Source organism: Streptomyces sp. ITFR-16 (assembly GCF_031844705.1).
GTDB lineage: Bacteria > Actinomycetota > Actinomycetes > Streptomycetales > Streptomycetaceae > Streptomyces.
On record NZ_CP134609.1, the window covers coordinates 6,822,547 to 6,848,124 of the forward strand.

Below are 25,578 nucleotides of genomic sequence, written 5' to 3' on the forward strand. Positions count from 1 at the left end.
GGACCACCAGCACTTCCAGCAGCCATCCCAGGAAACGAGCGGTAGGAGAGACATGAGCGGCAAGGGCGCACCCGAACTGTCCGTACGCAACTGCGGTGACCTCCGTGTGGCGGTCGTCGCCGCACAGTGGCACGAGAAGGTCATGGACGGTCTCGTCGACGGCGCCCTGCGCGCCCTGCACGAGCTGGGCATCGACGAGCCGACCCTGCTGCGGGTCCCGGGCAGCTTCGAACTCCCGGTCGTCGCCAAGGTGCTGGCCGGACGCGGGTACGACGCGATCGTCGCACTCGGCGTGATCATCCGGGGCGGCACCCCGCACTTCGAATACGTGTCGCACGGCGTCACCAACGGCCTCACCCAGGTCGCCGTCGACACCGGCGTCCCGGTCGGCTTCGGCGTGCTCACCTGCGACACCGAAGAGCAGGCGCTCGACCGGGCGGGCCTGGAGGGGTCCAACGAGGACAAGGGGCACGAAGCGGTCACCGCCGCCGTCGCCACCGCCACCACACTGCGCTCGGTCAGCGAACCCTGGCGCTGAGTGCGGGTCCGGGACCCCGTATTCTAAGGACATCATGGCGAACAAAACCTTCGAAGAGCTCTTCGCCGAGCTCCAGCTCAAGGCCGCCAACGGCGACCCCTCCACCTCCCGTACCGCCGAGCTGGTGGACAAGGGCGTGCATGCCATCGGCAAGAAGGTCGTCGAGGAGGCCGCCGAAGTCTGGATGGCCGCCGAGCACGAGAGCAAGGACGCCGCCGCCGAGGAGATCTCCCAGCTGCTGTACCACGTCCAGGTGATGATGGTCGCGCGCGGGATCTCCCTCGACGACGTCTACGCCCATCTCTGAGCACGGCCTCGCACCCGAAGCACCGCCCGCACGTACCCAGACACCCCTTCGCAAAGGAAACCCGACCTCATGCTGCGCATCGCCGTCCCCAACAAGGGTTCACTCTCAGGGCCTGCGATGGCGATGCTCCATGAGGCGGGCTACCAGCAGCGCAAGGAGTCCAAGGAACTCGTCCTCGTCGACCCCGAGAACCAGGTGGAGTTCTTCTACCTGCGCCCCCGTGACATCGCGATCTACGTCAGCTCGGGCCGGCTCGACATCGGCATCACCGGCCGCGACCTGCTGCTGGACTCCGGCGCGGAGTCCGAGGAGATCCTCCAGCTCGGCTTCGCCCGCTCCACCTTCCGCTACGCCACCAAGCCCGGCACCGCCGAGGGCCCGCAGGACTTCGACGGCATGACGATCGCCACCTCCTACGAGGGCATCGTCGCCAAGCACCTCGTCGACGCCGGTGTCAACGCCTCCGTCGTCCACCTGGACGGCGCCGTCGAGACCGCCATCGAGCTCGGCGTCGCGCAGATCATCGCGGACGTCGTCGAGACCGGCACCAGCCTGCGCAATGCCGGACTCGAAGTGATCGGCGAGCCGATCATGACGTCGGAGGCGGTCGTCATCCGCCGCAAGGGCGCCCCGGCCGACGACCCCAAGGTCCAGCAGTTCCTGCGCCGCCTCCAGGGCGTCCTGGTCGCCCGCAGCTACGTGATGATGGACTACGACTGCCGCGTCGAGCACCTGGAGCGCGCCGTCGCCCTCACCCCGGGCCTGGAGTCGCCGACCATCTCCCCGCTGCACCACGAGGGCTGGGTCGCCGTCCGCTCCATGGTCGCCGCCAAGGAGGCGCAGCGGATCATGGACGACCTGTACGACCTCGGCGCCCGCGCCATCCTCACCACGGCCATCCACGCCTGCCGGCTCTGACGGCGGGGGACGGAAGAACACCATGTCAGCCCCCGCAGCACCCGGGGCCGGGCTCCCGGCCCTCCCGGTCACCTTCCGGCCCACCCGCACCCGGGTGGTCCTGCTGAGCGTCGGCGCGGTGATGTTCGCCGTCATCACCGCGGTGGCGTTCACCCTCGAACAGCTCAGCGGGGGAGAGCGGGCGAGCTTCGTCTTCACCGCGCTGCTCTTCCTCGGTGTCCTGGCGCTGCTCAGCCGCCCCAGGATCGTCGCGGACGACGACGGGGTGACCGTGGTCAACCTCACGCGCACCCGGCGGCTGTCCTGGGCGGAGATCGTCCGGGTCAACCTCCGGGTGGGCGACCCGTGGGTCTTCCTCGACCTCAGCGACGGGACCAGCATGCCCGCCCTCGGCATCCAGCCCGGAATCGCCAAGGAGCAGGCCATCCGCGACGCCCGTACGCTCCGCGCCCTCGCCGAGAACCGCGGCACGGGCACGGACAACGGCTGAGCCCCCTGCCCCGCACGGCCTCTTGTTGATTACTCTGGAGGGCGGCGGCGCCCTGTGCGCGCCCCGCCCCGCACCAGACGGTCCACGAGGCCCGCGGGGCTTTCCTGCGACCCAAGGAGTGACTCCCTCCAGCAATGGACGGATCGTCCGGTAGTACCTGCGCCGCCCCTTCCACGGAGGCGGCGGCATGACCACCCCCCTGCTGCTTCTCAGCGCGGCATTCCTTCTCATCCTCGCCAACGGGTTCTTCGTGGCAGCCGAGTTCGGGCTCGTCACCGTGGAACGGGCGGACGCCGAGCGCGCCGCCGCCGAGGGCGACCGACGGGCCCGCACCGTCGTCGACGCCCTGCGCGAACTCTCCTTCCAGCTCTCCGGCACCCAGCTCGGCATCACCATCACCTCCCTGGTGGTCGGCATGCTCGCCGAGCCGGCGCTCGCCCAGCTGCTGGACGGCCCCCTGTCCCTGACCGGCCTGCCCGCGGGAGCCGTCGCCGGCACCAGCGTGGTCATCGGCATGCTGCTCGCGGCCGCCGTCCAGATGGTCATCGGCGAACTCGTACCGAAGAACTGGGCGGTCTCCAAGCCGCTCCAGGTCGCCCGGTTCGTCGCCGGACCCCAGCACCGGTTCACCATGGTCTTCCGCCCGGTGATCGGCCTGCTGAACACCGTCGCCAACCGGCTCGTACGGCTGCTCGGCGTCGAACCGACCGAGGAGCTGGCCTCCGCCCGTACACCGGGGGAGCTGGTCTCGCTCGCCCGGCACTCGGCCGAGGCGGGCACCCTCGAACAGGACACCGCCGACCTCTTCGTCCGGACCCTGTCGCTCGCCGGGCTCACCGCCCAGCACGTCATGACCCCCCGTGTGAAGGTCAGCGCCCTGCAGTCCTCCGCCACCGCGGCGGACGTCCTCAACCTGACCCGGGCCACCGGCCTCTCCCGCTTCCCCGTCTACCGGGAGCGCATCGACGAGGTCGTCGGCATGATCCACCTGAAGGACGCGCTCGCCGTCCCGGCCGCCGAGCGGATGCGCACCACGGCCGGCCGGATCGCCGTGCCGCCGCTGCTGGTGCCCGAGACCCTGCCCGTCGAGCAACTGCTCGAGCGGCTGCGCAACGAGCAGCCCATCGCCGTCGTGGTCGACGAGTACGGCGGCACCGCCGGGGTCGTCACCCTGGAGGACATCATCGAGGAGCTCGTCGGCGAGGTCCGGGACGAGCACGACGCCGAGGGCGCCGACCGCCCGGAGCTGGCCCCGGCCGCACCCGAGGACGGCAGGCCCGCCTGGGACGCCGAGGGCAGCTGCCGGGTCCTCACCCTGCACCGGATAGGCCTCGACGTACCCGACGGCCCGTACGAGACCGTGGCCGGGCTCGTGGCCGATCTGCTGGGCCGCATCCCCGCCCCCGGCGACCGGGCCGAACTGCCCGGCTGGCGGATCTCGGTCCGCCAGGTCGGCCACTACCGGGCCGAGAAGGTCCGCTTCGTACGCCTGGCCGAGGTGTCGGGACCGGCAGCGGAGCCGGCGTCGCGCGGTGTCCTGGAGGCGGCGCGATGAGCCTGGTCCAGTTGGTCTTCGCCGGACTGCTCGTCCTGGCGAACGGCTTCTTCGTCGGCGCGGAGTTCGCGCTCGTCTCCGTGCGCCGCAGCCAGATCGAACCCCTCGCCGCGGCCGGCTCGGGCCGGGCCCGCCAGGTGCTGTACGGCCTGGAGAACCTGCCGCAGATGATGGCGGCCGCCCAGTTCGGCATCACCGTCTGCTCCCTGACCCTCGGGGCCGTCGCCGAACCCACCGTCGCCCGGCTCCTGGAGCCGGTCTTCGAGGCGGTCCACCTGCCCGAGGGGCTGATCCACCCCCTCGGCTATGTGCTGGCCCTGGTCTTCGTCGTCTTCCTCCACCTCGTCATCGGCGAGATGGTCCCGAAGAACCTGGCGATGGCCGCGCCGGAGAAGACGTCGCTGTGGCTCAGCCCCGGTCTCGTCGGCTTCGCCCGCCTCTGCCGCCCGGTCACCGCGGCGCTGGGCGCCTGCGCCCGGCTGGTGCTCCGGCTCTTCGGCGTCGAGCCGAAGGACGAGGTGGAGGCCGTCTTCACCAGCGAGCAGCTCAACCGGCTGGTCGAGGACTCCGGCCAGGCCGGGCTGCTGGAGCCGGAGGCGCAGGAGCGGCTGGAGGACGCGCTCGAACTCGGCAGCCGTCCGGTCACCGACGTGCTGCTGCGCCGGGCGTCCCTGGTGACGGTCGACCCCTCCGTCACCCCGCACCGGATCGAGGAGCTCACGGTACGGACGGGTTACTCCCGCTTCCCCGTCTGTGCCGAGGGCGGCGGCCCGTTCATGGGCTATCTGCACGTCAAGGACGTCCTCGACCTGGAGGACGGCGAGCGGGCCGTGCCGCAGCACGTGTGGCGCCCGATGGCGACGGTACGGGCGGAACTCCCGCTGGACGACGCCCTCACCGTGATGCGCCGCGCGGCGACGCACCTCGCCCAGGTCGCCGACGCGTCCGGCCGGGTACTCGGCCTGGTCGCGATGGAGGACGTCCTGGAAATGCTGGTCGGAGAGGTACGCGACCCGTCCCACCGCGTCTCGGAACCCCGCCGCCGCCCCAAGGAGCGCACCGCGGACCAGGACGGGGCAACGGCCCTGGTCGGCTGACCCTTCACCCGCCGGACGGGCCCATCGAGCCCGTCCGGCGAGTGAGGACATCTTTTCAGCCCGCAGCCGGCCGCCGCCCCGACAGCACCTCGCCGTACGCCTGCATGAGATCCGGCAACCGAAGAGTCGCCAGATCATCCCGGCTCGGCACCGTCGCACACCCCGACAGCCGCAGATCCCGGTACGCGCAGCTCTTCTCGTACAGCGTCCGCAGGAACCGCCCGTTGCCCAGCTCGTCCAGCCAGCCCTGGTCGACGACGTGCCCGCTGATGGAGCGCAGCTCCTCGAGCGACTCCTCGTCCCACACGTCCCCGTTGTCCGCCGCCAGCACCTCGCCGATCGCGGTGAGTTCGAGCGGCCGGTAGCTGGGGAAGTCCACCCGGGTGGTGAAGCGGGAGGAGAGCCCGGGGTTGGTGGAGAGCAGCCGGTCCATGCCCTCCGGATACCCCGCCAGGATCACGACGAGGTGGTCCCGGTTGTCCTCGGCCCGCTTCAGGAGCACCTGCAGCGCCTCGTCCCCGTACGCGTCGCCCTTGCTGTACCCCGTGTTGGACAGGCTGTACGCCTCGTCGACGAAGAGCACCCCGCCCAGCGCGGAGTCGATCAGCTCGTTGGCCTTCACCGCGGTCTGGCCCAGGAACTCGCCCACCAGGTCCGCCCGTTGCGCCTCGACCAGATGGTCCCCGCCGAGCAGGCCCAGCGCGTAGAACACCCGGCCGAGGATCCGGGCCACCGTGGTCTTGCCCGTGCCGGACGGGCCGGAGAAGACGAAGTGCCGCTTCGGCGGCTGTACGGGCAACCCCTGACCCGCCCGCAGCCGCGCCATGTTCAGCTGCGCGGACAACGCTTTGACCTGCCGTTTCACCGGCTCCAGGCCCACCATCCGCTCCAGCTCAGCCAGCGCCTCGGCGAGCAGCGCCGGATCGCTGGGGCCCGCCGGGAACGGCTGGGCGGCGGTCTTCGCCCGGGCCCCGCCCGGCGGCGGGGACACCCCGACACCCGGCAGGTCCGGCGCCTCGCCGCCCGGCCGCAGGTCCCGGCCGTCCACCAGATCGGTGCCGAGCAGCGCTTCGCCGTCCGGCTGGGCCTCCGCGTAACCGGCGTCCGCCCCCAGACCGGTCAGGGACACGGCGGCAAGCCCGGACGCCTCGTCGGAGCCGTCCAGGCCGTCGTAGTCCGCGATCGCGGCCAGCCGGGCGGAGGTGTCCATGAACGCGGGGTCGATCCGGTGCACGGCCCGGTACAGCGGCAGGGCCGCCGCGCTGCGGCCGGTGCCCTCATGGGCGCGGGCCAGCCAGTAGCGCAGCTCCTTGCGCTGCGGCTGCTCGCTGCGGCAGCGCATCAGCGCGGTGGAGAGCATGGGCTCGGCCTGCCCGTACATCTCGAGCCGCACCCGGGCCATCCCGCCGAAGAGCCCGGCCTCGATGCCCAGCAGCGGATCGTCGATCAGCTGCTCCGTATGGCGGACGAGCTGCTCCCAGTCCTTGACCAGGTAGGAGCGGCAGGCGTGCAGGAAGCGGACCTGAGGGTCGGCGTCGACCGGGGGCAGGGCGGCCAGGGCCCGGTCCAGCTCCGGCACATGACGCCCGTCCAGCCAGTGCGAGGCGTGAGCCAGCAGCAGATCGCGCGGGCTCTCCAGCACCGGCTGCACCCACCAGCCCAGCCAGTACCAGGAGTTCAGGGTGCGCCGGTGCCGGCCGCGCTGCTCGCCGAAGCGGTCGCGGTGGCGGTGCATGTGCAGCAGCGCCGTCGTCGTGTCGACCCGCAGCGCGTGTAATCCGAGCCAGGCGTCCGCCATGCCGGGATCGTGCCGCACCGCGGTCCGGAATTCCTCTTCGGCCTGTGGGTACGCGCCCATGGTGTAGGCGTCCACGCCGCGCAGCCACGCGAGGTCGGCCGGGGCCTGTGCGCCCTGCGTGCCGATGTCCATCAGGTCCCCCACAAACCGTGCCCCCAGGATGTCCCGCCGCCCGACAGCCCGCCGAGGCGCGCCGAATCACTTGCCGTGGACGGGAATTGACCGCACCGAGAGGCATCGTACCTGCGCAGGGAGTGTCCGACTAAGGGTGCCGCAGGCCGAAGACGCGTCGTGACCCAGGGTGAGTGCGAAGGGGGCCGGGCGGGGCCGGCGGATGCGGCGAGCACAGAACGAAGCCCCCGATCACGGGGGAACAACCGGGGGCTTCGCGTCTGCGGGGGCTCCGAAAAGCCGCACATTGAGAACGTAAGACCTGTACCGCCCCCGGGTCAAGCAGAGTTGAGGCACTTCCGAGCGGACTTCGGGCTGCTCAGCAGGGCGATGCAGGATGATCACACGGTGTGACGGAATGATTCATTCCTGCTGTGGTGCCGGGTCCCTTCAGCCACTCGTACCCCACAGGCAACTGCCGTACCAGAGTGTCCGCCCAGGGGCGCGAGGGATCGGCCGAGAAATGTGCCGTCTCGGCGGCCGTCCAGTCGTCCCAGAAGGCGGAGAGCGCCGTTCCGTCGCGCCGGCGGCCCCGCTCCCATGCCTCCTCGGCGGCCAGATCCATCCACAGCAGTTGTGCCAGGAGAGGACGCAGGGCGCGCCGGCCGGCGCCGACGCCCTCGACCAGGACCACCGGGGCGGGGTCCAGCGTGCGGGGCGGCCCGAAGCTCCGGGCCGTCCAGTCGTAGGGGGCGTAGCGGGCGGGCTCGCCGCGCGAGAGCGGTCCCGTCACCTGCTCGCGGAGCCGGTCCGTCCAGGCGAACAGCTCCGCGTGGCTGGCCAGGTCGTCCAGATGGAGCACGGGCGCGCCGCCGAGCGCGGTGGCGAGGCGGCCCGCGAAGGTGCTCTTGCCCGATCCGGCGTGGCCGTCGACGGCGACGAGCCGGACGGGCCCGCAGGACGGCGGCAGGGCGCGCAGCCGCGCGGCGAGGGGCGAGAGGTCGTTCATGGGCCCACCCTAGGGCCACCCGCCCGGCCGGGGGCCGGGGGAGCAGCCGCAGGTCACGCCAGTGGTCCACACCAATATTGGTCGCCCGGCACGGCCCGAATCGCTGGCCGAACAGGGGGCCGACCCGCAATAGTTGGCGCACTGTCGTGCACTTGCAGCTCCACTGCAGCTCCACCATTCCGCTGACGACCGGGGGTCTCGCCCATGCCCGTTCCGACCTCACGCAGAACCGTCCTCGCCGCCGCGATCGCGGCAGCCGCCGGCGCCGGAGCGGTGTCGTCCGCCGCCTCGGCCGCCGCGGCCCCCTCCCGTACCCCGCATCCCACACCTCCGGCGGCAGCTTCCCTGGTGGACAACCACGCCTGGACCACGTACACCGACTGGCGCTGCGGCTCCGGCGCCGGAACGCGCGCCGTCGCCGGCCGCCGGGCGGGGCTGGTCTTCGGCCACCCGCTGGGGCGTACGGACTACACCGATCCGCACACCGGTACGACGGCGGCCTGGGAGTACGCCACCTGGACCTCGCCCGTGCACCGCTCGGCCGTCCCGGCCACCGAGGTGATCGCGTCCTGGAACGCGGACACCCCGGCGGGCACCTGGATCCAGATCGAACTGCGGGGCGCCTACTCGGACGGCACCGAGACGCCCTGGTACGTCATGGGCCGCTGGGCGGCCGGCGACGGGGACATCCGCCGTACGTCCGTCGACGACCAGAGCGACGGCAAGAGCTCCATCTGGACCGACACCTTCTCGGTGGACGACGCGGCGAGCGGTCTGCGCCTCCTGTCCTACCGGCTCCGGCTGACCCTGTACCGCACCCCGGGCACCCGGCTGACGCCCACGGTGTGGCGCGTCGGCGCGATGGCGTCGGACATCCCCGACCGCTTCACGGTGCCCGCCAGCACCCCGGGGCTCGCCCGTGAGCTGCCGGTGCCGCGCTACTCGCAGAACGTCCATGTCGGCCAGTACCCGGAGTACGACAACGGCGGTGAGGCGTGGTGCAGCCCCACCTCCTCGCAGATGATCATCGAGTACTGGGGCCGCAAGCCCTCCGCCGAAGACCTCTCCTGGGTCGAGCCGGGGATCCAGGACCCGCAGGTCTGCCACGCGGCGCGCTTCACGTACGACAACCAGTACGAGGGCTGCGGCAACTGGCCGTTCAACGCGGCCTACGCGGCCACCTACCGCGACATGAGCGCGGTGGTGACCCGGCTCGGCTCGCTGAAGGACCTGGAGACGCTGATCCGGGCGGGCATCCCGGCCATAACGTCGCAGTCGTTCCTCAAGGAGGAGCTGACCGGCGCGGGCTACGGCACCTCGGGGCACCTGATGACGGTGATCGGCTTCACCGCCGAGGGCGATGTGATCGCCAACGACCCCGCGTCGCCGAACGACGAGGCGGTGCGCCACGTCTACAAGCGGCACGAGTGGGAGACGATCTGGCTCCGCACCAAGCGCTACAACGCGAGCGGCAGTGTGGTCTCCGGCACAGGCGGCGTCTGCTACCTGTACTTCCCCGCGCACCCGACCCCCGCCCAGCGCAGGGCTCTGGCGGCCGTCGGAGTCCGCTGACCCGGTCCGCAGCCCCGGGGGCAGTGACGCACGTCTCTACCCCGGGGCCCGGTCGGCCTGGCACTGTGGTCGGGTCCTCGGGGGACACCGACTGCCGGCCGACCGAACGAGATGCCATGACCGCGACTGCCGCCACCACCGCCCCTGCCCGCCGCCGTGCGCGGACCGGCGGGCCCGACGACCGCTCCGAGCTGCTGGAGCACATCCTCGGCTGGACGCTCGTCGTCGTCATCGCCATGTTCGTCACCCAGCTCGGCCTGGCCTGAGCTGATCCGGACATGACGGAGGCGGGGAGCCCGCCCGGCTCCCCGCCTCCTCACCACTGCCCCGTCGAGGTCAGCTGATCGCCTTGATCAGCTCGCCGTTCGAGGTGTCACCGCTGAGCTCCCAGAAGAAGGTGCCGCCCAGGCCCTGCTGGTTCTTGTACTCCATCTTGGTGCCGATGGTGGCCGGGGTGTCGTAGCTCCACCAGTTGGTGCCGCAGTGCGCGTACGCCGTGCCGGCCACGGTCCCGGTGGCCGGGCAGCTGGTCTTGAGGACCTTGTAGTCCTCGATGCCCGCCTCGTACGTGCCCGCCGCCGCGCCGGTCGCCGTGCCGCCCGGCTCGTCCTGGGTGACGCCGGTCCAGCCGCGGCCGTAGAAGCCGATGCCGAGCAGCAGCTTGGACGCCGGAACGCCCTGCGACTTGAGCTTGTCGATGGCCGCCTGGCTGTTGAAGCCCTCCTTGGGGATGCCCGTGTAGGAGGTCAGCGGGGAGTGCGGGGCCGTCGGGCCCTTCGCGTCCCAGGCGCCGAAGAAGTCGTACGTCATCGGGTTGTACCAGTCGACGTACTTCGCCGCGCCGCCGTAGTCGACCGCGTCGAGCTTGCCGCCCTCCGAGCCGTCCGCGGTGATCGCCGAGGTGACCAGGTTGTCCGTGCCGAACTTGGCGCGCAGCGCGCCCAGCAGGTTGCCGTACGCGTCACGGCCGCTGGTGTCGCAGGTCAGCCCGCACTCGTTGGGGTACTCCCAGTCGATGTCGATGCCGTCGAAGACATCGGCCCAGCGCGGGTCCTCCACCAGGTTGTAGCAGGACTCGGCGAACGCGGCCGGGTTCTGCGCGGCCTCACCGAAGCCGCCGGACCAGGTCCAGCCGCCGAACGACCAGATGACCTTGAGATCGGGGTGCAGCTTCTTCAGCTTGCGCAGCTGGTTGAAGTTGCCGGCCAGGTCCTGGTCCCAGGTGTCCGCGACCCCGTCGACCGACTGGTCGGCGGTGTAGGTCTTCTCGTAGTCGGCGTAGGAGTCGCCGACCGTGCACTTGCCGCCCTGGACGTTGCCGAAGGCGTAGTTGATGTGCGTGAGCTTGTCGGCCGAGCCCGAGGTCTCGATGTTCTTGACGTGGTAATTGCGGTCGTAGACACCCCAGTTGGTGAAGTATCCGACCACCTTGCTGCCGGCCGCTGTGGGGGCGGCGGCCGCTGCCGCCGGTTCGGCGGCCTTCGGGGCGGCGGGTGCCGCACCGGCGGATCCGGTGCCTGCGACGCCCAGCAGGGCGGCGCCCAGGGCGGCGGTACAGGCGGCAGCGGCGAGAGCCCGCAGGCGGGTTCCCGTGCGATGCGGTCCGGTCATGGTTGCTCCTCGTGGGGGAGGGGACGTGCCAGTGGACGACCGGCTTTCGGCGCGCATATGGGTTGGCATGAACGCGGAAAGCCGGTTCGCTGGGAACCGTAGATGGACTAGACCAGTTGGGTCAATGGTTCGGACCAATTTCGGTGATCGTCCGGGCCTCCGGAGGCCGTTGCCGCGGGCGTTCTGTCAGCCGGTGACGGATACCGGCCGATCGGGCATACTCGAGCCGCCACAGCCGCCTGCCTGCGCCTCTCGTGATCCGGGAGGGCAACATCGGCCGGGCAGCAGTGTTTTCGGGCCCCGCCCGGAGATCCCACGGCGGCGCCGCCCACACCCCGCGCGCGTGACCGCCGCAACGCCCGACAGGGAGGAGAGCGCCGTCATGTCCGACCGTGCCCCGCACTTGGTGGAACGCCGACTGCCCACCGACGAGTCCAGACAGCTCATCGCGCTCGTCCGCGACATCGCCCAGCGGGAGATCGCCCCCCGGGCCGCCGAGGAGGAGGATGCGGGCCGCTTCCCGCGCGACGTCTTCACCCTGCTCTCCGAGTCCGGCCTGCTCGGTCTGCCGTACGACTCCGCCCACGGCGGCGGCGACCAGCCCTACGAGGTCTACCTCCAGGTCCTCGAAGAGCTCAGCTCCGCCCGGCTCACCGTCGGCCTCGGCGTCAGCGTCCACTCCCTCGCCTGCCACGGGCTCGCCGGCTACGGCACCGAGGAGCAGCGGGCGGAGCACCTCCCGGCGATGCTCACGGGCGGCCTGCTGGGCGCCTACTGCCTCTCCGAGCCGGCCTCCGGCTCCGACGCCGCCTCGCTGCGCACCAAGGCCGTACGGGACGGTGAGGACTGGGTCCTCACCGGCACCAAGGCCTGGATCACGCACGGCGGCGTCGCCGACTTCTGCACGGTCCTCGCCCGCACCGGTGCCGAGGGCGCGAGGGGCATCACGGCCTTCCTGGTCCCCGGCGACGCGGCGGGCCTGAGCGCGGCCGTCCCCGAGAAGAAGATGGGGATGAAGGGTTCGCCCACCGCGCAGCTCCACTTCGACGGCGTACGCGTCCCCGACGCGCGCCGGATCGGAGAGGAGGGCCAGGGCTTCGCCATCGCGCTCTCCGCCCTCGACTCCGGCCGCCTCGGCATCGCCGCCTGCGCCATCGGTGTGGCCCAGGCCGCGCTGAACGAGGCGCTCGACTACGCCACCGGCCGCAAGCAGTTCGGCCGCCCCATCGCGGACTTCCAGGGCCTGCGGTTCATGCTCGCCGACATGGCCACCCAGATCGAGGCGGGCCGGGCGCTCTATCTGGAGGCCGCCCGGCTGCGGGACGCGGGCAGCCCCTTCTCGCGCCAGGCGGCCATGGCCAAGCTGTTCTGCACCGACACGGCGATGCGGGTCACCATCGACGCCGTCCAGGTCCTCGGCGGCTACGGCTACACGCTGGACTTCCCCGTCGAACGGCTGATGCGCGAGGCCAAGGTGCTCCAGATCGTCGAGGGCACCAACCAGATTCAGCGGATGGTCATCGCCCGCCACCTCGCGGGCCCGGAGACGCGCTGACCCGCAGCGGGCGGTCCGACCACACGGGCGTCGTCATGATCCGGTTCCACTCCTGGTCATGACGGCCCGGCAGGGTCCTGCCGGTGCTCTCCCAGTGCCGCAGCAGGGCCCGGTAGATCGGCGGATCGGTGGAGTGGGGCGGCTGCCGCGGCGCCGCGCGGGGCGGCTCGGGCTGGGGCGACGGTGCGGAACCGGGGCGCGGAACCGATTCTTCGGAGGCCGGAGCGGCGAGCCGGCGGCGACCGGGGCCGGCCGTGGAGTGCAGCAGGGTCATGCAGGGCCAACGCCACGGGGCGCGGCGGGGTCACTGTCCGGCCGAATCGAGCGCGTGTTCACCGGGGCCTCCCCGGTGGGCCGGGGTGCCGCGACGGCGGACGCGCGCTCACCGCACCGCGGCGGACTGCCGCCGCGGTGCGGTCACGGATTCCTGCCGAGGGCGGCTCAGGCCGCGTCGCGCCGCAGCTGGTTCGGCACCCGGATCGGGCGCGCGCCGCCGGCGTGCGAGAAGGGCTGCATCCGCCAGTCGAGCCCCTGAGGGAGCGTCAGCAGCAGGGCCGTCTCCTGCTCCTGGGCGTCGGCGGTCTCGTCGGCGGGCGTCGCCTTCGCGGCCGCCCGGCCCGTACCCGCGCACACGGTGAGCACGAACGGGTTCCACGGCGTCGGGCACAGCGCGTGCTCGGGCAGCACGTCCTCGTCCGCCAGGAGCGCGATGGGCTGCGCGCAGTCCGGGCAGACGACCCGGTACATCTCGAACGTGTCGTACGCGTCGGGAGCGGTGTCCTCGAAAGGATCAACGGGCTCCGGTTCGGTACGTCCGGTGAGCTTCAGGCTCTGCATGGGAAATTCCCCCCTCGGGTGGGCCGACAAGGCGCCGCGGCCTCGGCCACAGCAAGCACTTCCCGTCGTGCATCGGCGGTAACCGCGAGGTGGCCGGCTACCGACCCGTAAACCTGTGGCATTCGTCACATGCCTGCCGCAGGTGCCTCTCCGGAGTGCCCGTGGCTGTGCCTGGAGGGACTCGTGGCCATAGATTGATCCATATGGAGGAGCTGGACCGTCACATCGTGGAGTTGCTCGTCAAGGACGGGCGGATGAGCTACACCGACCTGGGCAAGGCCACCGGCCTGTCCACCTCGGCCGTTCATCAGCGCGTCCGCAGGCTGGAGCAGCGCGGGGTGATCCGGGGCTATGCCGCGGTCGTGGACCCCGAGGCGGTCGGTCTGCCGCTGACCGCGTTCATCTCGGTCAAGCCCTTCGACCCGAGCGCCCCCGACGACATCGCCGAGCGGCTGGCCGGTGTCCCGGAGCTGGAGGCCTGCCACAGCGTCGCGGGCGACGAGAACTACATCCTCAAGGTGCGGGTCGCGACCCCGCTGGAGCTGGAGCACCTGCTGACGCGGATCCGTTCCCTCGCCGGTGTCTCCACCCGCACCACCGTCGTCCTGTCGACCCCGTACGAGGCGCGCCCGCCGCAGATCTGAGGGGGCCGGGCACGGGGCGCCTCCCGGCAGGCGGGAGACTGGTCCCCATGACCGAGAGCACCGCCCCCCAGAGCGAACACCGCACCGTGCTGCTGCGCGGTGGAGACGTCCACAGCCCCGCCGACCCCTTCGCCACCGCCATGGTGGTGGAACGGGGCCATGTCGCCTGGGTGGGCTCGGAAGGGGCCGCCGACGCCTTCGCGAGCGGCGTCGACGAAGTGATCGACCTGGAAGGGGCCCTGGTCACCCCGGCGTTCACCGACGCCCACGTCCACACCACCTCGACGGGCCTGGCCCTGACCGGGCTGGACCTCTCCGGCGCCGGCACGCTCGGCGAGGCGCTCGCGCTCGTCCGGGCGCATGTGGCCGCGCACCCGGCAGGACGGGTGGTCCTGGGGCACGGCTGGGACGCCACGCGCTGGCCCGAGCAGCGCCCGCCGTCCCGCGCCGAGCTGGACGAGGCGGCCGGCGGCCGGCCGCTCTACCTGCCCCGGATCGACGTGCACTCGGCGGTCGTCACCACCGCCCTGCTCGACCTGGTCCCCGGCGTCACCTCCATGGCCGGTTATCACCCCGACGGACCGCTGACCGCCGCCGCCCACCACGCTGTGCGCGCCGCCGCCCACGGGGCGGTCACGCCCGCCCAGCGCGCCGACGCCCAGCGGGCCGCGCTGCGCCACGCCGCCTCGCTCGGCATCGGCACGGTCCATGAGTGCGGCGGCCCCGACATCTCCGACGAGGAGGACTTCGCCGGGCTGCTGAAGCTCGCGGCCGGGCAGCCGGGGCCCCGGGTCTTCGGCTACTGGGCCGAACAGGTGGGCGGCGAGAAGGACGCCCGCCGCATCCGGGAGCTGGGCGCGGCGGGCGCCGCCGGAGACCTCTTCGTCGACGGCTCGCTCGGCTCCCACACCGCCTGCCTGCACGAGCCGTACGCGGACGCCCCGCACTCCGGCACCGCCCATCTGGACGCCGGGCAGATCGCCGCCCATGTCGCCGCGTGCACCGAGGCCGGGCTCCAGGCGGGCTTCCACGCCATCGGGGACGCGGCGCTCTCCGCCGTCGTCGACGGGGTCCGGGCCGCGGCCGAGAAGGTCGGCCTCGGCCGGGTGCGGGGCGCCAGGCACCGCGTCGAGCACGCGGAGATGCTCACCCCCGAGACGGTCGCCGCCTTCGCGGAGCTCGGCCTCACCGCCTCGGTCCAGCCCGCCTTCGACGCCGCCTGGGGCGGCGAGGACGGCATGTACGCCCAGCGGCTGGGCGCCGGCCGGGCCAGGACCCTCAACCCGTACGCGGCCCTCCTGCGGGCCGGTGTGCCCCTCGCCTTCGGCTCCGACAGCCCGGTGACCCCGCTGGACCCCTGGGGGACCGTGCGGGCGGCCGCCTTCCACCGGACGCTCGACCACCGGATCTCCGTCCGGGCCGGCTTCACCGCCCACACCCGGGGCGGCTGGCGGGCCGTCGGCCGCGACGACGCCGGGACCCTGGTGCCGGGCGCCCCGGCCGACTACGCCGTCTGGCGCACCGCGGAGCTGGTGGTCCAGGCACCGGACGACCGGGTCGCCCGCTGGTCGACGGATCCCCGGTCCGGGACGCCGGGGCTGCCCGACCTCAGCCCCGGAAACGATCTTCCGGTCTGCCTGCGCACGGTGGTGTTCGGACAAACTGTCTACGTAAGGCCGAACGAGTGATGTGCGGACATTTCGTACCGCCGATCGAAGGTGCCCCAGCTCTCCCGTCACCTGGGGATCTTCAGTACTGACCAGGCAAGTTCGGTAAACGATGCAGGTCAGGCAACTATTGACAGAATGCGGCCATGGGCCGGTAGGTTCGGCCGAGTCCACCACAGGACGTCCGACCGGTTAAACCTCCACGCAGTCGTCGAACGCCGCTGGGTCATGGGGTGGTGTGCCGCACCGGCGCGCCACCACTGACAGCCAGGTTCAGCGCCCGCGCCTCGGGGGCGAGGGAAGGTTTCAGCCGGACGGAGGGTGCGACCCGGGTGGGGCCCGGACGTTCAGTAGACAACGGCTCTAGGTCGACCCGCAGCCGGCGGGTCCCAGGTCGGCCCGAAGGACGCCGGGCCCCCATCCGTAGTTCTGTCCGCACTTCCGCGCTTCTGTCCGCCGCCGCTTTCCCCGCCACCCGACCGGGTCGGTCTGCGGCCCCGCCGCGCTCGATATGGTGTGCATCTGCGTACGGACGTAAGGGGCAGTAAGTGAACGACGGCGGTCAGAGGCAGTACGGCCCGCTCGGCAGAGCCTTGGTGATCATTCCGACCTACAACGAGGCCGAGAACATCAAGCCGATCGTCAGCCGGGTGCGCGCCGCCGTGCCGGAGGCCGACATCCTCGTCGCCGACGACAACAGCCCCGACGGCACGGGCAAGCTCGCCGACGAACTGGCCGCGGTCGACGACCAGGTCCACGTCCTGCACCGCAAGGGCAAGGAGGGCCTCGGCGCGGCCTATCTCGCCGGCTTCCGCTGGGGCATGGACCACGACTACGGCGTCCTCGTCGAGATGGACGCGGACGGCTCCCACCAGCCCGAGGAACTGCCCCGGCTGCTCACCGCGCTCAAGGGTGCCGACCTGGTGCTCGGCTCCCGCTGGGTCCCGGGCGGCCGGGTGGTCAACTGGCCCAAGTCCCGCGAGATCATCTCCCGCGGCGGCAGCACCTACTCCCGGCTGATGCTCGGTCTGCGGACGCGGGACGTCACCGGTGGCTACCGGGCCTTCCGCACCGAGACCCTGCAGGGCATCGGCCTCGACGAGGTCGCCTCGCAGGGCTACTGCTTCCAGGTCGACCTGGCCCGCCGGGCGGTCGAGGCCGGCTACCACGTGGTGGAGGTCCCGATCACCTTCGTGGACCGGGAGGCCGGCGACTCCAAGATGAGCCGGGACATCCTCGTCGAGGCGCTGTGGCGCGTGACGGCCTGGGGTGTCACCACGCGGACGAACCGGGTGCTCGGCCGCCGTACGCCCTGACGCGGGCGGGTCACCCCCTTACCGCGTACGGACGCCGGTCCAGGCACACTGGGGGCATGACGACCGGCACACCGCCCCCGACCGCCCGCAAGCGCTCCCGCGCCCGGACCTTCGTACCTCTGGCCATCGCCGCCTGGGCGGTGCTGGAGATCTGGCTGCTCACCGTGGTGGCGGACGTCGCGGGCGGGTTCACCGTCCTGCTGCTCCTGGCTGCCGGGGTGGTCCTCGGTGCCGTGGTGATGAAGCGGGCGGGCCGCCGGGCCTTCCGCAATCTCACCGAGACGCTCCAGCGGATGCCCGGACAGCCGGGTGCGAGCGGTGCCGCACCCGTCCCGTCCAGCAGGGGCAACGGCTTCCTGATGCTCGGCGGGCTGCTGATCATGATTCCGGGGATGATCTCGGACGTGGCCGGGCTGGTGCTCCTGGTCCCGCCGGTCCGCTCGGCGCTCAGCAGGTACGCGGAACGTTCGCTCGAACGGCGGATGAGCGCGGCCGCCCCCGGCGGCTTCTCGGACGCCTTCCAGCAGTCCCGGATCCACCGCCCGGACGGAAAGGTCGTCCAGGGGGAGGTCATCCGCGACGAACCCACCCGCCCGGACGACGAGCCGCGCCCGCCGTTGACGCCGTGAAGAAGTGAGAGCCGCAGGACACGACAGAGCCGCGGGCCGCGACACACAACGTGTCGCGGCCCGCGGCTCTGTATCGGTGCGGTACTGCGCGGTCAGGCAGACTTCCTGCTGTCCCGCGGATGCACGGCAATGTTCATGGCTCCGGAGCGCAGAACCGCCAGCCTCTCGGCCAGCACCTCCTCCAGCTCCTCGCGTGTGCGCCGCTCCATGAGCATGTCCCAGTGCGTACGCGCAGGCTTGCCCTTCTTCTCCTCGGGGCCATCCCCGTCCACCAGGAGTGCCTGGGCGCCACACGCCTTGCACTCCCACTCCGGCGGAATTTCCGCCTCTACCGAGAACGGCATCTCAAATCGATGTCCGTTCTGGCATGCGTACTCCACCGCCTGGCGCGGGGCCAGATCGATGCCGCGGTCCGTCTCGTAGCTGGTAACCACGAGTCGCGTGCCGCGGAGAGCTCGCTCACTCATGAATCGTGCCTCCCGGGCTTGTCGCCCACAGGACAGGTGTCGCTGTCGTCGTCATCCGGTCAACGTCCGGTCGGCGGCAAAGATTCCCGTTGCCGGTCATGCGTCGCCCGTCGTGCCGCTGCATTTTCAGGTTTCCCTGGGTTCACGTACCCGCCAATGCCCGGTTTGTCACACTTGGCAGAAGTTGTCACCCAACGGTTTGGAGTCTTCCACTCGCAGTAACGGTCCTCCGGGCAGGCCAAAGGCGTACACTACCGGCCTTTTACTTCAACGTCTAAATCCGTTCAGGAACGGGATTTCCGGCAGCCAGCACAGCCTGCCGTACCGGGACCCGCGCGAGCAGTACGGAACCGGCCACGAAGAAGATCAACAGCGAGATGATCGCATCCCGGTAGCTTCCCGTCAGCTGATACGCGAGACCGAACACCAGTGGCCCCAGCCAGCTCAGCCCGCGGTCGCTCATCTCGTACGCGGAGAAGTACTCGGCCTCCTTGCCGCGCGGCACCAGATGCGAGAACAGCGAGCGGGACAGCGCCTGGCTGCCGCCGAGGACCAGTCCGATCGCCGCGGCCAGCGCGTAGAAGAAGACCGGCGAGCCGGCGGGCAGGAAGTACCCGGCGAAGAGGATCAGCGTCCAGATGACCAGGGACCCCAGGATCGTGCGCTTCGCGCCGTACACCCGGGCCAGCCGCCCCATGCCCAGGGCCCCGGCCACCGCCAGGATCTGCACCAGCAGCACCGCGGTGATCAGCGTCGTCTGGTCGAGGTCCAGCTCCTCCGAGCCGTAGACGGACGCCTGGGAGATCACGGTCTGCACGCCGTCGTTGTAGATGAGGTAGGCCAGCAGGAAGGACAGGGTCAGCGGATGGCGGCGCATGTCGCGCAGGGTCGCCCTCAGCTGCCGCCATCCCGAGCCGACCGCCCCGTCACCGCCCGGCGCGGCCTTCCGGTCGCGCAGCCGGCGCAGCGGTACGACGGTGAAGGCGCCCCACCAGACGCCGGCCGAGGCCAGGCAGATGCGCACGGCGTCCGACTCGGACAGTCCGAAGGAGTCGTGGCCCGTGTAGAGGATCAGATTGAGGACGAGGACCAGCGCCCCCGATGTGTAGCCGAAGGCCCAGCCCCGCGAGGAGACCGCGTCGCGCTCGTCCGGCTCGGCGATCTGCGGCAGATAGGCGTTGTAGAGGCTCATCGACACGGATATCGCGGCGTTCGCCACGATGAGCAGAAAGGCGCCCAGCAGATAGCGGTCGCCGTCCAGGAAGAACATCGCGGCCGTCGCGGTGGCACCCGTGTAGGCCGCGGCGGCCAGCAGCGGCTTCTTGCGGCCCGTACGGTCGGCCGCGGCGCCCGCGACCGGCATCAGGACCACCGCGAGGACGATCGAGACCGACACCGAGTACGCGAACAGCGATCCGGCGCGGACCGGGATGCCCAGCGGATGGACGAATCCGTCCGCGTCGGCCGCGGACTTGGCGACCGACGTCAGATACGGCCCGAGGAACACCGTGAGCACGCTCGTCGAGTAGACCGAGCAGGCGAAGTCGTAGAAGTACCAGCCGCGCTGCTCCCGTCGCCGGTCGCCGGGACCGGCCGTGCCGTCCGTCGGTTCAGTGGTGTCCGCGGTCTCGGCGCTCACGCCGCACCCCCCTCGTCTCTCCCCGTGGAGACGTCACCGGGCCGGGCGTCAGGCCCAGGCCCCCCGCTCGTTCAGCACCGTGCGCAGCGTCTCGATGTGATCGGTCATGATGCCATCCACACCGAGGTCCAGGAGCGCCGCCATCCGTTCCGGTTCGTTGACCGTCCAGACATGCACCTGGAGCCCGCGCGCATGGGCCTGGCGCACGAAGCGCCGGTCCACGACCCGGATGCCGCCCTGGCTCTCCGGGACCTGTGCGCAGACGGCTCCGGCCCGCAGCGCTGCCGGGATGCCGTAGGACCGCAGCCGCAGCCCGACGACCCCGCGCACCCCGTAGGAGGTGGCGAGGCGCGGGCCGCCCAGCCGGTGCGCCCGGGCCACCCGCGCCTCGGAGAACGAACCGACGCACACCCGGTCGAAGGAGTTCGTCCGGCGGATCAGCTCCACCAGCGGCTCCAGGGCGGCCGGCGCCTTGATGTCGACGTTCCAGCGGGCCTGGGGGAACGCCTCCAGCAGTTCCTCGAACAGCGGCAGCGGCTCGCGGCCGGCCACCCTGGCCCGCCGTATCTCGCTCCACGGCAGCTCCGCCATCCGCCCCCGGGAGTCCGTCACCCGGTCCAGTGTGGCGTCGTGGAAGGCCACCAGCCGGCCGTCCGACGAGGCGTGCACATCGGTCTCGAAGTAGCGGTACCCGGCGTCGGCGGCCCGGCGGAACGCGGCCGCCGTGTTCTCGATCCCGTCCGCCGCCCCGCCCCGGTGGGCGAACGCGAGCGGGGCGGGGTGGTCCAGATAGGGGTGGCGTACGGAAGTCACCGCCGCAGTATGGCCTGCCCGGGTGTCCGGCCGGCGACCGCGGGGCGGCCGTCGCCTGGGATCGCGAAGACGCGCAGGAAGAACTGGGCGAGCGGGCCGATGGCCAGGGCGTACAGGACCGTGCCCACTCCGAGGGAGCCGCCGAGCAGGAAGCCGGTGACCACGACCGCCACCTCGATCGCCGTGCGGACCAGCCGGACCGAGCGGCCCGTCCGCGCATGCAGCCCGGTCATCAGGCCGTCGCGCGGTCCGGGGCCGAACCGGGCGGTGATGTACAGCCCGGTCGCGACGCCGTTCAGCACGATCCCCGCCGCCATGACCGCTCCCCGCGCGGCAAGGCCGTGCACCTCGGGGACGAGGGCGAGCGTGCCGTCCATCGCGAGGCCGACGGCGAAGACGTTGGAGACCGTGCCCAGACCCGGCCGCTGCCGCATGGGGACCCACAGCAGCAGCACCACCGCGCCCACGATGATCGAGACGACCCCGATGCTGATGCCCGTGAGCTCCGCGAGCCCTTGGTGCAGCACACCCCAGGGTTCGAGACCCAGGCCGGCGGCGACCAGCAGGGCCGAACTGGCCCCGTACAGCGCCAGTCCGGCGTACAGCTGGACCAGCCGTCGGGTGAGGTGTGCTCCGCGCGGGGCGGCGGTGATGGACAAGTGGTGCCCCCTGGTGTGGTGGTGTTGGACTGCTCCATGTCACTCTGTGGCGGTGGATCGGCCACCAACCATGGCCAATCCGAGGAAGGTGGACTGATTTTCATGGCGCAGTGGACTTCGGCGGTCGGGGCGGCCCAGCTGGCCCGGCAGCTCAACGCCCAGCAGCCCCGGCCCCTGGGCCCCGGCATCCGTAAGCCGCCCGCCTATCGTGCGCTCGCCGACGGGGTCCGGCTGCTCGTCCTGGAGGGCCGGGTCCCGGTCGCCGCCCGGCTCCCCGCCGAACGCGAACTCGCGCTGGCCCTCTCCGTCAGCCGTACGACGGTCGCCGCGGCCTACGAGGCGCTGCGGGCCGAAGGCTTCCTGGAGTCCCGGCGCGGCGCCGGCAGCTGGACGGCCGTCCCGGCCGGCAACCCGCTGCCCGCCCGGGGGCTGGAGCCGCTGCCGCCCGAGGCGCTCGGATCGATGATCGACCTCGGCTGCGCCTCGCTGCCCGCGCCCGAACCCTGGCTCACCCGGGCCGTCCAGGGCGCCCTGGAGGAGCTCGCCCCGTACGCGCACACCCACGGCGACTACCCGGCCGGGCTCCCCGCGCTGCGGCAGATGATCGCCGACCGCTACACCGAGCGGGGCATCGCCACGATGCCCGAACAGATCATGGTCACCACCGGCGCCATGGGCGCGATCGACGCGATCTGCCACCTCTTCGCCGGCCGCGGCGAACGCATCGCGGTGGAGTCGCCCAGCTACGCCAACATCCTCCAGCTGATGCGGGAGGCGGGCGCCCGTCTCGTCCCCGTGGCCATGGAGGAGGGACTAGGCGGCTGGGACATGAACCGGTGGCGCCAGGTGCTGCGGGACGCGGCCCCCCGCCTCGCGTACGTCGTCGCGGACTTCCACAACCCCACCGGGGCCCTGGCCGACGAGGACCGCCGGCGCGCCCTGGTGGACGCCGCCCGCTCGGCGGGCACGGTCCTGGTCGTCGACGAGACGATGATCGAGCTGTACCTCGACGACGACGCCCGGATGCCGCGCCCGGTCTGCGCCTTCGACCCGGGCGGCAGCACGGTGCTCACCGTGGGCTCGGCCAGCAAGGCGTTCTGGGCCGGGATGCGGATCGGCTGGGTGCGCGCCGCCCCCGATGTGATCCGCAGCCTGGTGGCCGCCCGCGCCTATGCCGACATGGGCACCCCCGTCCTCGAACAGCTGGCCGTCAACTGGCTGATGCGGACCGGCGGCTGGGAGCAGGCCGTCCAGATCCGCCGGGAGCAGGCCCGCGACAACCGGGACGCGCTCGTCGCCGCCGTGCGCAGGGAACTGCCGGACTGGGAGTTCGCCGTCCCGCACGGCGGGCTCACGCTCTGGGTGCGCACCGGCGGCCTGTCCGGGTCCCGGCTCGCGGTGGCCGGGGAGCAGGTCGGGGTGCGGGTGCCGTCCGGGCCGAGGTTCGGGGTGGACGGCGCGTTCGAGGGATACGTACGGCTGCCGTTCACGGTCGGCGGACCGGTCGCGGAGGAGGCCGCCCAGCGCCTCGCGGCCGCCGCCCGCCTCGTCGGCTCGGGGGCCGGCGCCGGCGCGGAGGCGCCCCGGACCTTCGTGGCCTGAGCGGACCGCAAGGGGGCCCGGGGACCAGATGGTCCCCGGGCCCCCTTGCCTTCGTGCCGTCAGTCGGCGACGGCCACACTCTCCACGGCGACGGACGCGGCCACGGTCTGGGCCATCACCGGCTCGGGCGCGCTCGCCTCGATCGCGGTCCGGCGCTCCGGCAGCAGGCCGAGCACTGCCTGCCGCTGGGCCTCGCTGGTCGCGTCGTCGTACGGATCGGGCGTGGCCGGCACCTGGAGGCGCAGGACAGGGCCGGTGCCGAGCCGGGCGTACCCCCGGCCGGGCGGGACCTGCGGGGTCGGCGTGGTGTGCGGCCCGGTGCCGAGCACGGCCTCGACCTGGGCGGGGGAGCACTGGCCGAGCACCACCCGGGCCCTGGTGTGCGTGCGGACGGTGTCGCTCAGGCCGTCCAGGCTGTCGAACTGCTCGGTCATGACCACCGTGACGTTGGCCGCCCGGCCGTGCCGCAGCGGGACCTGGAGCAGCTCCTGCGGGTCGGGCCCGCCGTCGGCGGCCGCGAGGTGGCCGAGCACGCTGGGGCGGTCCAGCAGGATCCAGAGCGGGCGCCGGGTGTCCTCGGGGACACTGTCGCCCGCCTGCCGGGCCCGGTTGGCCTCGATCAGCCGGCGCTCCGTCTCGTTGGCCGCCCACTCCAGGGTCGACAGCGCTCCGGCGAGCCCGCACTCGACGGCCAGCACGCCTTCGCGCCCGGTGAAGCAGGCGTACTCGCCGGTGCCGCTGCCCTCGATGATCAGGATGTCTCCGTGCTGGAGCGTCTGGAGGGCGATGGAGCGCAGCAGGGTGGTGGTGCCGCTGCCGGGCTGTCCGGCGATGAGCAGATGCGGTTCGGTGGAGCGGGCGCCGGTGCGCCAGACGACACCGGGGGCGTCGCGGGTCTCGTCGCCGTCGCTCACCGGCAGGGTGCGCTGCACCGCGCCGTCGTCCGTGAAGCCGAGGACGGTCTCCCCGGGGGCGGTGACGAAGCGCTGGGCGGTGACGGAGGTGGGCAGGGCGTCCAGGACGGTCATGACGAGCCGGTTGCCCTCCTCGTCCCAGCTGAAGTGGTACTCCCGGCCGCGCCCCGACTTGGCGTGCAGCAACTGCTCGATGCGGGCGCGGGACTCGGCCTCGCTGTCGGTGAAGTAGGCGGGGTACGTGATCTGGAGCCGGGAGACGCGGCCGTCGCCGTCGAACTCGAAGCCGCTGAAGACCTTCTCCCAGTCGCCGCCGTGGGTGAACAGCGGACTGGGGTCCTCGGCCGCGGAGAAGTACGGCACGAGCGCCTCGTACAGGGCCTGCAGGCGCCCCGTCTCCGCCTCGTCGGGGCCGGTCCTGACGGGGGTGCGTTCCCGTCCCTTCCATGCGGCGGCGCCCATCACCATGACGAGGGCCAGCAGCGGCCCGTACGGGATGAGCGCGACCACGAGCACGCAGGCCGCGACGAGGAACAGCGTGGGACCACGCCGGTCCTTGGGCGTCGCGGCCCACTTCTGCCGTCCTGCACCGGCCAGCAGCCGCAGACCACGGGTGACCGTGATCAGCGGATGGAGCACGTCGGTGGCGCTGTCGGCGGCCGTGCGCGCGAACTCGCGACTGCGAGTGATCGAAGCGCTGCCGCTGCTCAGAATGCGGGGGAGTGGTCGCCGGGCCACGTCTGTCTCCTGATGGGGGTGGGAGCGGTACCGGAGGGTCAGAACTTGATCCCGCCCAAGAGGCCGGCGAGGCTCGCTCCGCCCGCGGTGATGCTCGGTGCGATGGCGGTGCCGGCCAGGTAGAAGCCGAACAGGGCGGTGACGAGGGCGTGCGACGCCTTGAGGCCGTCCTTCCTGAAGAACAGGAAGACGATGATGCCGAGGATGACGACGCCTGACATGGAAAGGATCATGAGTGGTTCTCCTGGTTGGGGGGACAGTCACCATGAGTCCTTCCAGGGTCACCGGAAGTATCTATATGATAAAAGCTGCAATTGGGTGAATAAGCTGTTTTTTCACTGGACTGGGGGACGGGAAGGCGTGGCCGGGAGGGGTTTTCGGCGGCGCATGCCCCTCCGCCGTCACCCGAGGTAATCCTTTGCCATGGGTGGCCCGGGTCATGTGCCCGCCCTGGCAGTACCCTGTCGATTCACTCGTACGGCCCCGCAGCGCACGTCCCGGCGCGCGGGCAGCGGCGCGAACGGTTAACGGAAGGCGGTCCCCCCGATGAGCGAAACCCCTGATCCCGAGGTGGTGGAGCTGGCGACCAAGGTCTTCGACCTGGCACGCGGCGGTGACACCGGCACGCTCGCGGCCTACGTCGACGCCGGCGTCCCCGCGAACCTCACCAACGACCGGGGCGACTCGCTGCTGATGCTCGCCGCCTACCACGGGCACGCCCCCGCGGTCACGGCTCTCGTCGCCCGCGGCGCCGACCCGGACCGGGCCAACGACCGGGGTCAGACCCCCCTGGCGGGAGCGGTCTTCAAGGGGGAGGACGCGGTGATCCGCGCCCTGCTCGACGCGGGGGCCGACCCGGCCGCCGGAACACCCTCCGCGCTGGACACGGCGCGCATGTTCGGCAAGGCCGACCTGCTGGAACTCTTCGGCGCCCGCTGAACGGGTTCGCCGTAAATGTGGTCGCGGTGGCGAAATGGCTGGGTCATCATGACGTCGCGGGCCCGATCCGGGCCACCCGACGAGAGGCAGAGGAAGATGGTCTACACCAGGCGGAAGACGGCGGTCGGCCGATCATGTTGCTGCGCGGCCTAG

The 25,578-nt window shown here is 71.9% G+C and carries 25 protein-coding genes; 15 read left to right on the top strand and 10 right to left on the bottom strand.

From position 1 onward, the window contains the following. Positions 1–52: 52 nt before the first annotated feature. The 6 genes from ribH (at position 53) to RLT58_RS30375 (ending at position 4,905) form a co-directional block, all read left to right on the top strand. Positions 53–538: a 6,7-dimethyl-8-ribityllumazine synthase gene (ribH, locus tag RLT58_RS30350; RefSeq protein ID WP_266776450.1), complete on the top strand. Its 486-nt coding sequence runs from the start codon at positions 53–55 to the stop codon at positions 536–538. A 34-nt stretch (positions 539–572) separates the two neighbouring features. Further along, positions 573–845: a phosphoribosyl-ATP diphosphatase gene (locus RLT58_RS30355; protein WP_018524273.1), complete on the top strand. Its 273-nt coding sequence runs from the start codon at positions 573–575 to the stop codon at positions 843–845. Positions 846–914: 69 nt separating this feature from the next. Further along, positions 915–1,763 (top strand): ATP phosphoribosyltransferase, encoded by an 849-nt coding sequence (gene hisG / locus RLT58_RS30360; RefSeq protein WP_311313549.1) that lies wholly within the window; start codon positions 915–917, stop codon positions 1,761–1,763. 22 nt (positions 1,764–1,785) lie between these two features. Next, entirely contained in the window at positions 1,786–2,253 is a 468-nt protein-coding gene (locus RLT58_RS30365) for a PH domain-containing protein (RefSeq protein WP_311313550.1), read from the top strand. A gap of 187 nt (positions 2,254–2,440) precedes the next feature. Further along, positions 2,441–3,808 carry a hemolysin family protein gene (locus tag RLT58_RS30370; protein WP_311313551.1) on the top strand — a complete coding sequence of 456 codons (1,368 nt, stop codon included), beginning with the start codon at positions 2,441–2,443 and terminating at the stop codon, positions 3,806–3,808. After that, complete coding sequence (locus RLT58_RS30375) at positions 3,805–4,905, top strand: hemolysin family protein (protein ID WP_311313552.1); 1,101 nt, start codon at positions 3,805–3,807, stop codon at positions 4,903–4,905. Before RLT58_RS30370 ends, RLT58_RS30375 begins: the two co-directional genes overlap by 4 nt. A 55-nt stretch (positions 4,906–4,960) precedes the next feature. Here the strand turns inward: RLT58_RS30375 and RLT58_RS30380 are convergent, their stop codons facing one another. Both RLT58_RS30380 and RLT58_RS30385 read right to left on the bottom strand, forming a co-directional pair. Continuing rightward, a complete protein-coding gene (locus tag RLT58_RS30380; RefSeq protein ID WP_311313553.1) occupies positions 4,961–6,835 on the bottom strand; it encodes an AAA family ATPase in 1,875 nt (624 codons plus the stop codon). 358 nt (positions 6,836–7,193) lie between these two features. Beyond that, positions 7,194–7,823: a uridine kinase family protein gene (locus RLT58_RS30385; RefSeq protein WP_311313554.1), complete on the bottom strand. Its 630-nt coding sequence runs from the start codon at positions 7,821–7,823 to the stop codon at positions 7,194–7,196. Positions 7,824–8,027: 204 nt separating this feature from the next. On the opposite strand from RLT58_RS30385, the gene RLT58_RS30390 reads away from it, so the two are divergent. Then, positions 8,028–9,395 carry a C39 family peptidase gene (locus RLT58_RS30390; RefSeq protein ID WP_311313555.1) on the top strand — a complete coding sequence of 456 codons (1,368 nt, stop codon included), beginning with the start codon at positions 8,028–8,030 and terminating at the stop codon, positions 9,393–9,395. Positions 9,396–9,511: 116 nt separating this feature from the next. Then, complete coding sequence (locus RLT58_RS30395) at positions 9,512–9,661, top strand: SCO1431 family membrane protein (RefSeq protein WP_311313556.1); 150 nt, start codon at positions 9,512–9,514, stop codon at positions 9,659–9,661. 70 nt (positions 9,662–9,731) lie between these two features. On the opposite strand, the gene RLT58_RS30400 is transcribed toward RLT58_RS30395, so the two are convergent. Then, positions 9,732–11,006 (bottom strand): glycoside hydrolase family 18 protein, encoded by a 1,275-nt coding sequence (locus RLT58_RS30400; RefSeq protein WP_311313557.1) that lies wholly within the window; start codon positions 11,004–11,006, stop codon positions 9,732–9,734. A gap of 382 nt (positions 11,007–11,388) precedes the next feature. Here RLT58_RS30400 and RLT58_RS30405 point away from each other — a divergent pair, with 382 nt between their 5' ends. Next, positions 11,389–12,561, top strand: a complete 1,173-nt coding sequence (locus tag RLT58_RS30405; protein WP_311313558.1) for an acyl-CoA dehydrogenase family protein — start codon at positions 11,389–11,391, stop codon at positions 12,559–12,561. A gap of 441 nt (positions 12,562–13,002) precedes the next feature. On the opposite strand, the gene RLT58_RS30410 is transcribed toward RLT58_RS30405, so the two are convergent. Beyond that, positions 13,003–13,398, bottom strand: a complete 396-nt coding sequence (locus tag RLT58_RS30410) for a hypothetical protein (RefSeq protein WP_311313559.1) — start codon at positions 13,396–13,398, stop codon at positions 13,003–13,005. A 203-nt stretch (positions 13,399–13,601) separates the two neighbouring features. Between RLT58_RS30410 and RLT58_RS30415 the strand changes: the two genes are divergently transcribed. From RLT58_RS30415 to fxsA, 4 genes are all read left to right on the top strand, one after another. Further along, positions 13,602–14,042: an Lrp/AsnC family transcriptional regulator gene (locus tag RLT58_RS30415; RefSeq protein WP_136327380.1), complete on the top strand. Its 441-nt coding sequence runs from the start codon at positions 13,602–13,604 to the stop codon at positions 14,040–14,042. A gap of 47 nt (positions 14,043–14,089) precedes the next feature. Further along, positions 14,090–15,730, top strand: coding sequence for an amidohydrolase (locus tag RLT58_RS30420; RefSeq protein WP_311313560.1), 1,641 nt, complete (start codon positions 14,090–14,092; stop codon positions 15,728–15,730). A gap of 527 nt (positions 15,731–16,257) precedes the next feature. Further along, positions 16,258–17,025 carry a polyprenol monophosphomannose synthase gene (locus RLT58_RS30425; protein ID WP_311313561.1) on the top strand — a complete coding sequence of 256 codons (768 nt, stop codon included), beginning with the start codon at positions 16,258–16,260 and terminating at the stop codon, positions 17,023–17,025. A gap of 56 nt (positions 17,026–17,081) precedes the next feature. Next, complete coding sequence (gene fxsA / locus RLT58_RS30430) at positions 17,082–17,654, top strand: FxsA family membrane protein (protein WP_311313562.1); 573 nt, start codon at positions 17,082–17,084, stop codon at positions 17,652–17,654. A 92-nt stretch (positions 17,655–17,746) separates the two neighbouring features. Here fxsA and RLT58_RS30435 read toward each other — a convergent pair whose 3' ends face one another. The 4 genes from RLT58_RS30435 to RLT58_RS30450 form a co-directional block, all read right to left on the bottom strand. Next, positions 17,747–18,121, bottom strand: a complete 375-nt coding sequence (locus RLT58_RS30435; RefSeq protein ID WP_003959706.1) for an RNA polymerase-binding protein RbpA — start codon at positions 18,119–18,121, stop codon at positions 17,747–17,749. A 274-nt stretch (positions 18,122–18,395) separates the two neighbouring features. Then, positions 18,396–19,760 carry an MFS transporter gene (locus RLT58_RS30440; RefSeq protein ID WP_311313563.1) on the bottom strand — a complete coding sequence of 455 codons (1,365 nt, stop codon included), beginning with the start codon at positions 19,758–19,760 and terminating at the stop codon, positions 18,396–18,398. A gap of 48 nt (positions 19,761–19,808) precedes the next feature. Continuing rightward, positions 19,809–20,573 carry a glycerophosphodiester phosphodiesterase family protein gene (locus RLT58_RS30445; RefSeq protein WP_311313564.1) on the bottom strand — a complete coding sequence of 255 codons (765 nt, stop codon included), beginning with the start codon at positions 20,571–20,573 and terminating at the stop codon, positions 19,809–19,811. Beyond that, a complete protein-coding gene (locus RLT58_RS30450) occupies positions 20,570–21,232 on the bottom strand; it encodes a membrane protein YczE (protein WP_311313565.1) in 663 nt (220 codons plus the stop codon). The genes RLT58_RS30445 and RLT58_RS30450 overlap by 4 nt, the downstream gene beginning before the upstream one ends. 102 nt (positions 21,233–21,334) lie before the next feature. On the opposite strand from RLT58_RS30450, the gene RLT58_RS30455 reads away from it, so the two are divergent. Further along, the gene (locus RLT58_RS30455) at positions 21,335–22,834 is read left to right on the top strand and encodes an SCO1417 family PLP biosynthesis transcription factor (RefSeq protein WP_311313566.1); all 1,500 of its coding nucleotides are present in this window, start codon (positions 21,335–21,337) and stop codon (positions 22,832–22,834) included. 59 nt (positions 22,835–22,893) lie between these two features. On the opposite strand, the gene RLT58_RS30460 is transcribed toward RLT58_RS30455, so the two are convergent. Then, a complete protein-coding gene (locus tag RLT58_RS30460) occupies positions 22,894–24,486 on the bottom strand; it encodes a P-loop NTPase family protein (protein ID WP_311313567.1) in 1,593 nt (530 codons plus the stop codon). A 38-nt stretch (positions 24,487–24,524) separates the two neighbouring features. After that, positions 24,525–24,719, bottom strand: a complete 195-nt coding sequence (locus RLT58_RS30465; RefSeq protein WP_018103962.1) for a hypothetical protein — start codon at positions 24,717–24,719, stop codon at positions 24,525–24,527. A 313-nt stretch (positions 24,720–25,032) separates the two neighbouring features. Here RLT58_RS30465 and RLT58_RS30470 point away from each other — a divergent pair, with 313 nt between their 5' ends. Continuing rightward, complete coding sequence (locus RLT58_RS30470) at positions 25,033–25,425, top strand: ankyrin repeat domain-containing protein (protein WP_311313568.1); 393 nt, start codon at positions 25,033–25,035, stop codon at positions 25,423–25,425. Positions 25,426–25,578: the final 153 nt, after the last annotated feature.